Annotated in this window: 11 protein-coding genes; 8 read left to right on the forward strand and 3 right to left on the reverse strand. The window is 62.1% G+C overall.

Going from position 1 to position 12,150, the window contains the following annotated elements; genetic code table 11:
* The first annotated feature begins 32 nt into the window (after positions 1–32).
* The 8 genes from LRK71_RS14970 (at position 33) to LRK71_RS15005 (ending at position 8,346) form a co-directional block, all read left to right on the forward strand.
* Entirely contained in the window at positions 33–2,099 is a 2,067-nt protein-coding gene (locus tag LRK71_RS14970) for a TonB-dependent receptor domain-containing protein (RefSeq protein WP_232404630.1), read from the forward strand.
* 26 nt (positions 2,100–2,125) lie between these two features.
* A complete protein-coding gene (locus tag LRK71_RS14975) occupies positions 2,126–2,569 on the forward strand; it encodes a hypothetical protein (RefSeq protein WP_232404631.1) in 444 nt (147 codons plus the stop codon).
* Entirely contained in the window at positions 2,566–3,234 is a 669-nt protein-coding gene (locus LRK71_RS14980; protein WP_232404632.1) for a MotA/TolQ/ExbB proton channel family protein, read from the forward strand. The genes LRK71_RS14975 and LRK71_RS14980 overlap by 4 nt, the downstream gene beginning before the upstream one ends.
* On the forward strand, positions 3,224–3,619 hold the full coding sequence (locus tag LRK71_RS14985; protein WP_269751768.1) for an ExbD/TolR family protein: 396 nt from the start codon (positions 3,224–3,226) through the stop codon (positions 3,617–3,619). The genes LRK71_RS14980 and LRK71_RS14985 overlap by 11 nt, the downstream gene beginning before the upstream one ends.
* Entirely contained in the window at positions 3,619–4,005 is a 387-nt protein-coding gene (locus tag LRK71_RS14990) for an ExbD/TolR family protein (RefSeq protein ID WP_232404634.1), read from the forward strand. The genes LRK71_RS14985 and LRK71_RS14990 overlap by 1 nt, the downstream gene beginning before the upstream one ends.
* A gap of 14 nt (positions 4,006–4,019) precedes the next feature.
* Positions 4,020–4,982 (forward strand): TonB family protein, encoded by a 963-nt coding sequence (locus tag LRK71_RS14995; RefSeq protein ID WP_232404635.1) that lies wholly within the window; start codon positions 4,020–4,022, stop codon positions 4,980–4,982.
* 121 nt (positions 4,983–5,103) lie between these two features.
* Complete coding sequence (locus tag LRK71_RS15000) at positions 5,104–6,216, forward strand: CaiB/BaiF CoA transferase family protein (protein WP_232404636.1); 1,113 nt, start codon at positions 5,104–5,106, stop codon at positions 6,214–6,216.
* A 144-nt stretch (positions 6,217–6,360) separates the two neighbouring features.
* On the forward strand, positions 6,361–8,346 hold the full coding sequence (locus LRK71_RS15005) for a CocE/NonD family hydrolase (RefSeq protein ID WP_232404637.1): 1,986 nt from the start codon (positions 6,361–6,363) through the stop codon (positions 8,344–8,346).
* Between the two features lie 83 nt (positions 8,347–8,429).
* Here LRK71_RS15005 and nadC read toward each other — a convergent pair whose 3' ends face one another.
* The 3 genes from nadC to nadA are packed head-to-tail and all read right to left on the reverse strand — an operon-like array spanning position 8,430 to position 11,993.
* Positions 8,430–9,281: a carboxylating nicotinate-nucleotide diphosphorylase gene (nadC, locus tag LRK71_RS15010; protein WP_232404638.1), complete on the reverse strand. Its 852-nt coding sequence runs from the start codon at positions 9,279–9,281 to the stop codon at positions 8,430–8,432.
* Between the two features lie 11 nt (positions 9,282–9,292).
* On the reverse strand, positions 9,293–10,885 hold the full coding sequence (locus LRK71_RS15015) for an L-aspartate oxidase (protein ID WP_232404639.1): 1,593 nt from the start codon (positions 10,883–10,885) through the stop codon (positions 9,293–9,295).
* A 55-nt stretch (positions 10,886–10,940) separates the two neighbouring features.
* A complete protein-coding gene (gene nadA / locus LRK71_RS15020; RefSeq protein WP_232404640.1) occupies positions 10,941–11,993 on the reverse strand; it encodes a quinolinate synthase NadA in 1,053 nt (350 codons plus the stop codon).
* Between the last annotated feature and the right edge of the window lie 157 nt (positions 11,994–12,150).

Below are 12,150 nucleotides of genomic sequence, written 5' to 3' on the forward strand. Positions count from 1 at the left end.
GTTCAAAGACCAAAGATGCAAAGGGACATGTGATGGGAAGAATTCGGCTGGCACAGCATTTGCTGGAGACCGTTTCCATTTTGGGTTTGACGTTGGGATCGGCTGCCATGGCGCAGGATCTTTCTGACGATCTAGCACTTGATATGCAGGATGAAACCTTCCTTGGCACGATTGAGCTGGGGCAGAGCAAGCGGGCGGTGCAGGTGGATACCGCAGTGCCCCTGACAGTAATAAACCAGGAAGAAATTGACGATCGCCAGGCGGCAACAGTTGCGCAGTTGGTGGATTCCGTACCGGGCGTGACCCTGGTGAACGGCACGACCCCCCAGTCTTCGGGGATTTCGATCCGTGGCTTTGGCGCGGATGCTACTTATGGCACCAGCCCGCGAGTGCTGGTCTCAATCGACGGGGCAACGACCGGCGGCGAGGAAATTTACCGCATTGGCAACCAGCTGTTCACCGACCCGGCGCTTTACAAAGAGGTTTCGGTTATCCGGGGGACTGTTGGCAGTTTTGAATTTGGCTCTGGTGTTGTCGGCGGGGTTGTCAAACTGGAAACCAAGGATGCCTCGGATATCACCGGGGGCGAAATTGGCACCCGGTTCCGCCAAACGCTAGAAGCGCAGTCCAATGGTTCGGGTTGGGCGTCCTCCTCAATTCTGGCGTTCCAGCCAACCGAGAATGCCGAGTTCCTGCTGAACTATACGGTGCGCGACAATGACGCCTATGACGCTGGTGAGGGCACCCAGGTTTCAGGCACGGATTTCCGGGATTATTCCTATCTGGCCAAGGGGCGCTTTACCTTTGGTGACAACCGCGAACGCATGCTGACCGCCTGGTACAATGTGACCCACTCAAACGAGAGGGACGTGCCCTATGATGCTTTGGGTGCCTCTGGTGGCGGCGGGTTCTATTTTGGCAATGTGGACCGAATTGTCGATAGCCGCATGGCTGGGCTACGCTATCAGTTTGATCCGGTGGGCAATGACCTGATCCATCTGGACGCTACCCTGACCTATGCCGAACAGGATATCGACAGCACCTATCTTCTCGGCAGCTGCGCGGGCTTCCCCGGCTGTGATGCTCGGGTATCTGATCTGCTGAATGCGGATCACAACTATCAAACCACCAAGCTGACCCTGAAGAACACCAGCTACTTTGATACCGGCCTGGCCGCGCATGATCTGCGCCTTGGGCTGGAGTTTGTTAACCGCGAACGCCTGGATGCGCATTCGGCCCCTGGCGGTACGGATCGCCGCATTGCGCTGTTTGCGGTGGATGACATCCAGTTTGGCCAGCGCTTCACGCTGACTCCGGCGCTGCGCTATGAAACCCAGGATTTAAAAGGCACGGATATTGTGTCTCCGGGTGACACCGACCCTTATAATGGCACAATCAAAAATGACGCCCTGATGGGCGGTCTGTCCGCGCGCTATGAATTTGACAGCGGCTTGGCGCTCTTTGCTGGTGCCGCCTATACCGAAGTCTTTCCGATCATCGACCGCTTGGACAAGGGTCCTTCGGTCTGGGTGCCGGAACAGGGTACAACCTACGAGGTTGGTTTCTCGTTCCAGCGTCAGAGCCTGCTTTCGGCAGGAGATCGCTTTTCCGTCAAGGTCAATTACTATGACACCACCCTGGAAGACGTGCGTGTTGCCGGTGACGTCCTGACAGAGGTCGACACCAGTGGTGTCGAGATCGAAGCCTCCTACGGGATGGAAAACGGCTTTTATGTTGATCTAAACGGGACCTCTTCCGAGGGAGAGCGACGCCGCCCGGACGGAACCGTCTCTGACTACATCTTTGCGCCGGTGGGGTCGGCGGCACTTACCGTTGGCAAACGCTTCAATGAAAGCCTGGATCTCAGCTGGGAACTTGTCGCAGCCGAAGGCACAATGGCCGTCAATGGCAGCGGTCCGATCAGTGGCTATGGGGTCAACAATCTGCGCGCCACCTATCAGCCGCAGAACGGGGTCTTGAAGGGGACGGAAATCCGCTTTGGCGTCGAAAATGTTTTTGACAAACAGTATCAGACTCAGCTGTCGACCCGCGTCGCTGCAGGGCGGAACTTCAAGCTGACGCTGGCCAAAACCTTCTGATCACTGATCCAACCGAGAGGATACCAATGGGACATCTCGTTCTGAAATCTTCGACCCTAGCGTTTTGCTTTATGGTAGGATTTGGCACTGTCGCCACCGCCCAAGAGGCGGCGCAGATGGCAGCGCCTGCTATCGCGATGGAGCTGAGCGCGGCCGAAGACCTGGATGCGCAGTGTAAGCTGTCGTTTGTGGTGACCAATGGCCATAAAAGCGATGTGGAACAGGCGGTATATGAAACCGTGCTGTTCGACGCCGCGGGCCAGGTGTCGCGTCTGACCCTGTTGGATTTCCAGGATCTTCCTGCCGGGCGCCTGCGTGTGCGGCAGTTTCAATTCCCGCAGGCCTGCGCTGATATCAGCCGGGTTCTGATCAATGGGGCGCAGACCTGTTCTGCCCCCGCATTGCCCAAAGGTGCCTGTAGTCAGGGGCTCAGCCTGACCAGCCGCGTCAAGGTGGAGCTTCTGGGATGAGCCTGATCCAAGATGCCATCACCAGGATTCTGGATTTGGGCGGCCCAGTGGTTTTGCTGTTGCTTTGTGTCTCGGTGCTGGCCTCAGCGCTGGTGATCTACAAGCTGTGGCAATATCAAGCGGCGCGGGTGGGGCGCCACCGGCAGCTGGCAATAGCTGTCGCCGCTTGGGACCAGGGCCACCACAAGGCGGCGCTGATGGCGCTGGGCGAAAGCCGATCCTACCTTGCCCCGGTGTTGCGCATGGCGCTGGCAGCACCGCAGACCCCTGAACTGTCAGCCCGGGTTGATGCCGAAGCCGAAGCGCGCTTTGCCGAACTGGAGCGCGGGCTCGGGGCCTTGGATATGGTGGCGCAGTTGGCGCCTTTGATGGGGCTGTTTGGCACCGTGATTGGCATGATTGAAGCTTTTCAGAAATTGCAGTCAGCGGGGTCTTCGGTGGATCCGTCTTTGCTGGCGGGTGGCATCTGGGTGGCGCTGCTGACCACGGCGGCTGGGCTGGCGGTGGCCATGCCGACCTCGCTTGTGCTCAGCTGGCTGACGGCGCGGATGCAGCGCGAGAGGGTCTTTGCCAATCAAGCGCTGCGCCGGGTCTTTGCGCCGCAAAATACCAGCGCAGATGCGCCCGGTCAGTCTGCGGCGGATGTGCTGGCCTATGTCGGTTAAGCTCTCGGGTCCCCGTCGTGCGCGCCTGTCTATGACATCGCTGATAGATGTCATCTTCCTGTTGTTGCTGTTTTTCATGCTGACCTCGACCTTTTCCAAATACGGTGAGGTAGAGCTGATGGCGGCAGGCGCGGCTACCGGAGAAACCGGCGCGGCGGAAGACCGCAATCGGCTGTTTGTCAGTCTCGGCGGTGATGGTTTGGCGCTGAATGGGCAACCGGTTGATCTGGGGCGGATCGCGGATCTGGTGCGCAGCCAGCCGCAAGACAGTCGTGGCCATCTGGTGTTGATCAGCCCGGATGCGGCTGCCACGGCGCAGCAGTTGGTCGATCTGTTGGCGGCGCTGCGCCAGGTGAAAAACCTGCAGACCGTGGTGCTGGGCTGATGCAGTTGAAACCGCGCATCCCGATGCCAAAAGAGCCAACAATTGCCCTGATCAACATCGTCTTTCTGATGCTGATCTTCTTTATGATTGCAGGCACTCTGGCGCCGCCGCTGGACAGGGATCTGACGCTGATAAAAACTGCCGATCTGGAGGGGCGTGAGCCCCCGGATACGCTGGTGGTGCATGCGGATGGGCGGCTCACGCTGCGGGGCGCACCCATCGCGGATGCTGGTGGCTATGTCGCTGGTTTGTCGCCCGAGGCCCGCGCGGTGGTCAGAATTGTGCCGGATCAGGCGCTGCCAGCCAGGGAACTGGTGCAGGTCGGCAACACCCTGCGCGCCGCGGGAGCCCAGCGGGTGGTGCTGATCTCAGAGCGGGCGTTGTGAGCAGGGTGGCGCAGATGGTGCCTCCCTTGGGGCATGCGGTACCGCGCTCTTTCCTGGCGGCGTTGGTGGCCCTGGTTCTGGCCTTTGGCCTGCATGCGGCCTTTGCCCTGCACGATACTGGCGCGACCGTGCAGCGGGCGGGCGGGCGGGCGGCGCTTGCGGCGCAGGGCAATAGTTTTGTCAATTTGGCCGCCGGGATCGAAACTCCGGTCCCAGCCCCGGATCATACCGCGACGATCCCTCCGGTTGCGGCTTCGGTGCCGCAGCAAGCGGTCCCCTCTACAGTCGCCGCAACATCGCCTGCGACATCCGTCAAGGCGGCTGCGGCCCTGCCAATCAAGCCGGTCCGGGGCGGGGTGCCTCTGGTTGCCGTGACGCCCGATGCAGCGGCTGATGAGGTCGCCACCCCGACGGTCACGCCCCGGCCGACCAGGCTGTCAAGGCAACAGCCGCAGCTGTCAGAGCCGCAAAGCCCGGCGGTGACAGACTCGCTGCGCCCACCGCAACGTCTAGCAGAACAGGCGCCACAGCAGCGCATAGCCCCACAGGTCCCCCCCCGCGATCCCGCCACAACGTCTGGCGCAACAGCCGCCCCAGAGGCCCAGCAGCCGCGCGGCAATAGCACAGCCAGCGCCAAACAGGGGGCGGAAACATCCAACAGCCGCCCCGCTGGAGGTCAGGCCGCCAAAACGGACGGTACGGCGCAGGTTCAGGGCAATGCGGCAGCCAGCAATTACCCAGGTCTGGTCATGCGCCGGATCCAGCGGGCCAAGCGGCGTGCCACTGTACGCGGTGTTGCAATGGTGCGGTTTCGCATCGGGGCAGGTGGCGGATTGGCAGGCCTGAGCCTGGCGCGCAGTTCCGGCTCGGACAAGCTGGACCGGATTGCCCTGGATCAGGTTCGCCGCGCGGCCCCCTTTCCGCCACCGCCTGTCGGCGCGCGCACCAGCTTCACCGTGCGGATCAAAGGCAAGTGAGGTGGCAAAGGGGTGCAGCCCGTATTTGATCAAATCGTTGCAGCCCCCCGACTCTCTGGGCTAAACAGCAGGCAGGATCACGCGCGCGGGTCACCCGGCCCGTGCAATAGGAGAGATGCCCATGACCCCGCTTTCTGGCCTCAAAGTTGTTGAACTGGCACGTATCTTGGCAGGCCCCTGGATAGGCCAGTCACTGGCGGACCTTGGTGCCGAGGTAACCAAGGTCGAAAGCCCTGACGGCGATGATACCCGTCATTGGGGGCCTCCCTTCATTGAACGCGGCACCGACAAATCGGCGGCCTATTATTACTCGGCCAATCGCGGCAAGAGCTGCGTGATTGCCGATTTCCGCACCGAGGAAGGCCGCGCCACCGTGCTGGAACTGGTACGCGATGCCGACATCCTGGTGGAAAACTTCAAGGTGGGGGGGCTGGCGAAATACGGGCTCGACTATGCCAGCCTGGCCAAGGTCAACCCGCGGCTGATCTATTGTTCCGTCACGGGCTTTGGCCAGGATGGCCCCTATGCCAAACGCGCGGGCTATGATTTCCTGTTGCAGGGCATGTCGGGTCTGATGTCGATCACCGGTGAACCTGACCGCGAACCACAAAAGGTTGGTATGGCGATTACCGATGTGGTGACCGGGCTTTATGGCACCATTGGCATTCTCGCCGCCGTGGAACAGCGCCACACAACCGGCCGTGGGCAGCATGTTGATATGTCGTTGCTGGACTGCGCCACTGCAATCCTGGGCAATCAGGCGATGAACTATCTGGCGACGGGTGAGAGCCCAACCCGGCGCGGCAACAGTCATCCCAATATCGCCCCCTATCAGGTCATGGCGGTACAGGATGGGCATGTGATCCTGGCGGTGGGCAATGATGGCCAATTTCACCGGCTTTGCGATGTGCTGGGCCTGCCGGGGATCAAGGATGATGTGCGCTTTACCTGTAATCAGCAGCGGGTGGCCAACCGCGAGGCGCTGACCAGCCTGCTGGAAGGCGTGGTCGCCAGCTGGCGGCAGGTGGATCTGTTGGCAGCGCTGGAGGCGGCAACCGTACCCGCAGGCCCGATCAATACCATTGGCCAGGCCTTTGATGATGCGCAGATCAAGCACCGCGAGATGCAGATCTCGCCCGAGGGAATTCCCGGTGTGCGCGGCCCCTGGCGGTTTTCTGATGCTGAACTGGCGCTGGATAAATCGGCGCCGGTACTGCCCAAGACAAAGGCGTGATCGGATAGGCCCGCCTGTGGCCTTGCGGTGCGCGGGGCTCGGGCAGAGATCCAGCGGATGTCGTGTTTGGTGTGGCATCTGCGGCTGCCAGAGGTCAGGCTGAGCAAACTGCGCTGCAATATTTGAGAAGAAAGCGAGACCCCAATGCCCTGTGCCTATGACGTGACCGAGACCGCCTGGATCCCTCTGCCTGACGGGCGCCGCTTGGCGGCGCGGCTCTGGTTGCCGCAGGCCGTCGAGCCCGTGCCGGCCATTCTGGAATATCTGCCCTACCGCAGGCGCGACGGCACCGCGCCGCGTGATGAGACGACACATACGGTCTTTGCCAGCGAAGGCTATGCCTGTATCCGCGTTGATATTGCCGGGTCCGGCGATAGCGAAGGCAGTTTTGACGATGAATATTCGGAACAAGAGCTGAGCGACGGAGAGGCGATCCTGGCCTGGATCGCGGCCCAGGACTGGTGCGATGGCAATATTGGCATGATCGGCATTTCCTGGGGTGGCTTCAACGGCTTGCAGCTGGCTTATCGGCGGCCAGAGGCGCTGAAGGCGGTGGTCTCGGTAGCTTCGACCGCAGATCGGTATGCGGATGATATCCACTATATGGGGGGCTGCCTGCTGAGCGATAATGCCAACTGGGGTGCCCAGATGTTTGCCTATCAATCGCGTCCGGCTGACCCGCTGAACCGTGCGAATTGGCGTGCAGACTGGATCGCGCGGATGCGGGATATGCCCTTTATGGCTGCAGACTGGCTGCGCCATCAGACTCGCGACAGCCAGTGGCAGCACGGATCGGTCTGCGAGGATTGGGCGGCGATCACTGCGCCGGTTCTGGCGATCACCGGCTGGGCGGATGCCTATGTCAACACGCCCTCGGCGCTGGCCGCCAACCTGACTGCACCGACCAAGGCGCTGGTTGGCCCCTGGGAACACCGCTATGCCCATATCGCCAAGATCGCCCCGGCGGATTTCCATGGCGAGGTGCTGACCTGGTTTGATCAGTACCTGCGCGGTCAGGACAGCGGCGCAGCTGCCCTGCCGGACTATCGAGTCTACATGCAGGAACATTTCAACCCGAGCCAGCAGAACAAGCCGCGCCAGGGCCGCTGGGTGGCCGAGGCGCGGTGGCCCTCGCCCAATATGACGGATCGGGTGATGCACCTTGGCCCACAGGGGTTGCAGGCTGAACCGGCCAGCGGGGAACAGCGGATCAGCAATCCGGCGACCCTCGGGCAGGAGAGTGGCTATTTCTGCGCCGGGATGCGGTTTGACAACGAACTGCCGGGGGATCAATCAAGTGATGATGCACTGTCGGCCTGCTTTGACACAGCGCCGCTCGCGGCACCTTTGGAAATCCTTGGGCGGCCACGGTTGCGGGTGGAGTTCAGCGTTGACCGGCCGGTGGCGCAGCTGGTGGCGCGCTTGTGTGATGTTTCCCCCGAAGGAGTGTCCCAGCGGATCAGCTTTCGCCCCCTGAACCTGACCCATCGTGACAGCCATTCCGCGCCACAGATGCTGGTGCCGGGGCAGCGCTACAGTGCCGAGATCGAGCTGAACGAATGCGCCCATCACCTGCGCACCGGGCATCAGCTGCGGCTGGCCCTGTCGACATCCTACTGGCCGATTGTCTGGCCCGCACCACAGGCGGCAGAGATCACGTTACATCTGGAGGGCTGCGCCCTCACCCTGCCGCAGCGCCAAGTCGCTGCAGAAATCGCGCCGCAAAACCCTGGCGCGCCCCGCGCCTATCCCACCCTGCAAAGCGAGGTGCTGCGGGCCGCCAGCGGCACATCAGAGCGCACAACCCGTGCAGATGGCACCTTGATGCTGGATACCTTTGATGACTATGGCAAGGCCCGCGATCCCTATCATGGCATGGTGGTGGGCAGCCATGTGACAATGCACTATGCGATCCACCCCGATGATCCGGCCTCGGCCGTCTTTGCCAGTGATTGGAATTTTACCTTCGAGCGCGAGGGCTGGCAGGTCTCGATTGATACCGAAAACAAGATGACCTGCGACACCGAAAACTTTCACCTATGGCGACGGGTGACCGCCCGCGAAGGGGCCGAGGGCACAGAGGTTCTGGTCAAGGAATGGCAAGAAACCATCCCGCGCGGCTTTTTATGATCCACGGCGGGGCCGGGGGCGGGGGCAAAGCACTCTGCCTCGGCCCCGCCCTTTTCACCTGCATTCCGGGGATGGGCGCGTCGTTAAAAGTCGAGCCCCAGATCTAGCGTCTGCGCCGAATGGGTCAGCGCGCCGGATGATATGTAATCAACCCCCGTCGCGGCGACCTCGGCAATGCGGCCCAGGGTCATATTGCCTGAGGCTTCGCTCACCAGTGTGCCTCGGGTCAGGGCAACGGCGCGGCGCAGATCTTCGGTGGTCATGTTGTCCAACAGCACCACATCTGCGCCACCAGTCTGCAGAACCTCTTCCAGCTGCGCCAGCGTGTCGACCTCGATTTCCACCTTCATCATGTGGCTGACGCTGGCTTTGGCGGCGTTCAGGACTGCCGTGATGCCACCGGCAGCAGCGATGTGGTTGTCCTTGATCAGGATGGCATCCGACAGGCCAAAGCGGTGGTTGGCGCCACCGCCATGCACCACGGCCTGCTTTTCCACCATTCGCAGCCCCGGTGTGGTCTTGCGGGTGCAGGTGATGCGGGTCTGGGTGCCCTTGGTTTCGGCGACGAAGCTGGCGGTGAGGCTGGCAATGCCCGACAGACGGCCAGCAAAGTTCAGCGCGACCCGTTCCCCCGACAGGATGGATGCGGCGGCACCTTCGATGGTCATCAGCAGGTCGCCCGGCGCGCAGGGGCTGCCATCCTCAATCCGCGTGACAATCTGCAGTGTAGGATCCACCAGTTGAAAGGCGAGGCGGGCGATCTGCATGCCCGAGACCACGCCCGGCTGGCGGGCGTTTAGTCGCGCCTTGTACCGGGTGGCAGGCGGGATCACCGCGCGGGTGGTGATATCGCCGTTTTGTCCCAGATCTTCCAGCAGGGCGGCGCGCACCAGCGGCTCTATCAGCAGATCGGGCAGGGGAGATTGGCGGAGCATGGGCTGTCCTTTCAAGAGGTCGAGAGCACCTGGTCGCGGATCGCATGGGCCGCATCCAGTGTGATACGGCTGCGCCGGGCAAAGGCGGGGTCGGCATTGGGATAATCGCTGCGGAAATGGCCGCCCCGGCTTTCGCGCCGTTGCAGGGCGCTGGTGGCGACCAGCGTCGCGGTGGCGCACATATTGAGAAAGGCCTCATCCTCTGCCTGATCGACCTCGAGCTGCGCCAGAATCCGCAGTGCGGTGGTCAGCCCGGCGGCGTCGCGGCGCATGCCCACATGGGCCGTCATGGTCTGGCGCAGGCATTGCAGCGCGGCAAGATCCATACCGGCCTCGCCTGTCGCGGGCGGGAATGCGGGATGCAACAGTGGCACCGTATCGGCGGCTGGCGGCGGGGCGATACTGGCGGCAATGTCGGCAGCGGCCCGGCGCGCATAGACCAACGCTTCAAGCAGCCCGTTGGAGGCCAGGCGATTGGCCCCGTGCAGCCCGGTAGAGGCCGCTTCGCCGCTGACCCAAAGACGCTCCAGACTGGCGCGGCCCTGCAGGTCGGTCTGGATGCCGCCCATGTGGTAATGCGCGGCGACGGCCACCGGAATGGGATCTTTCACCGGGTCGATGCCTGCACGGGCGCAGGTTTCGGCTAGGGCAGGAAAGCGGCTGAGCACCTCAGCCCCCAGGGCTGTACGGGTGTCCAGCATTGGTCGGCGTCCGGCCTGGGTTTCGGCAAAGATGCCACGGGCCACCACATCGCGCGGGGCCAGTTCTGCTTGCGGGTGCAGATCCTGCATGAAGCGGTGGCCCTGCGCATTGATCAGGATGGCTCCCTCACCGCGCAGGGCTTCGGTTGCCAGCGGCGCGGGATCCTCGCCGCAATCCACCGCTGTGGGGTGAAACTGGACAAATTCCGCATCGGCAATCATGGCACCTGCGCGGGCGGCCAGGCCAATCACCTGGCCGCGGATGCGCGGTGGATTGGTGGTATGGGCAAATAGCCCGCCAGAACCGCCCCCCGCCAGAAGCACACCGGGGCAGCTGATCTGCACCGGCGCCGAAGGGCGATCAGCCCGGCGGATCCACAGGCCGGTGACGGTGTCGCCTTCGGTTTGCAGCCGCAGGGCCTCGGTGTTTTCAATGATCTGGATCGACGGGGTGGCGCGTACCGTCTGGATCAGGGTTTCCATGATCTGATGGCCCGCCTGATCGCCCTTAACCCGGACTACACGGGCGGCGGAATGGGCGGCTTCGCGGCTCATGACATAGTGGCCTTGCGGATCGCGATCAAAGGGCGCGCCAAGGGCCGTCAGGTCCAGAATGTGATCTCGTGCCATGCGGGTGACCATGGCTGCAACCTCGGGATCGACGGTGCCCGCACCGGCGGCTTCGGTGTCCTGCGCATGGGCTGCGGCACTGTCGGTCTTGGCCATGGCCGCCGCCACACCGCCCTGCGCCCAGGCAGAGCTAGCCCCCAGGCCCAAAGGCTCGGGTGAGATCATCAGCACGGGGCGCGGTGCAAGTTCCAACGCGGCATAGAGCGCGGCAAGGCCTGCCCCGACGATCACGATGCGGTCCGTCGTCAAGGGGCTGCTGGGGGGGCTGCTCATAGGGCGCGGGCCATGCTGTACTCTCCGGTCAGTGTCGCTGCGCGGGGTCCTGGGGTCAGATACCCAGCTTTTGCGATAGATCGATCATCTTTTGCACCGCTTGGCGGGCGCCTTCAGCCACGGAGGGATCAACTTCGACCGGCTCTGACATGGTGTGCAGCGACCACAGGATTTTCTCAAGCGAGATCATCTTCATATAGGGGCACATATTGCAGGGGCCGACAAAATCCACCTCGGGCAGGCTGTCCGCGATATTCGAGGCCATCGAACATTCGGTGATCAGCAGTGCTTTTTCGGGCTTTTCATCGGTGACATATTTGATAATGCCGCTGGTGGAGCCGGAAAAATCCGCCTCGGCGACCACATCTGGCGGGCATTCAGGATGGGCAATCAGCCGGGTGCCTGGGTTCCATTCGCGGAACTCTCGCAGGTCCTTGGCGCTGTATTGCTCGTGCACGATGCAGGACCCTTCCCACCAGACGACATTTTTATGCGGCACATCCTTGGCCACGTTCTGCGCCAGATACTGATCGGGGGTCATGATCACCGTGTCGCTTTCCATCGCGCTGACGATCTGCGCCGCATTGGAAGAGGTACAGCAGATATCTGAGGCGGCTTTGACCTCGGCGGTGGTGTTCACATAGGTGACCACGGGGGCCCCAGGGTAGCGTCGACGCATTTCGGCGATGCCCTCGGCGGTGATCGATTCCGCCAGTGAACAGCCTGCCTCCAGGTCGGGGATCAGCACGATCTTGTCCGGGCTGAGGATCTTTGAGGTCTCGGCCATGAAATGCACGCCGCATTGCACGATGACATCGGCCTCGACGCGGGTGGCTTCGATCGCCAGTTGCAGGCTGTCACCCACCACATCCGCCACACCGTGATAGATTTCGGGGGTCATGTAGTTATGGGCAAGAATGACGGCGTTGCGTTCTTTCTTCAGGGCGTTGATGGCGGCCACATAGGGGGCGTGAACGGCCCAATCCATTGGTGTGACCACGCGCTGCATGGTGGCATAGGTGTCTGACATTTCCTGCGCCAGGGCAGGATTGGGTGCCAGATCGTAATGAGCGGCGAGCTGATCGCGCATAGTTTGCAGATCAAACATGGCTAATCCTCAAAGTGGTGTTTCGCATTGAAACTATGGCAGAGGCTTGTTTCACGTTCGATTCCCGCACGCAAGAGAAGCCGGTACAATAGCTGCCGTGCTGCGATGATTTAGCGCGCGGAACCCGGCGCATTTGGGGCCCATGAGCGCATTGTGG

It is taken from the genome of Pseudophaeobacter flagellatus, from assembly GCF_021228235.1.
GTDB lineage: Bacteria > Pseudomonadota > Alphaproteobacteria > Rhodobacterales > Rhodobacteraceae > Pseudophaeobacter > Pseudophaeobacter flagellatus.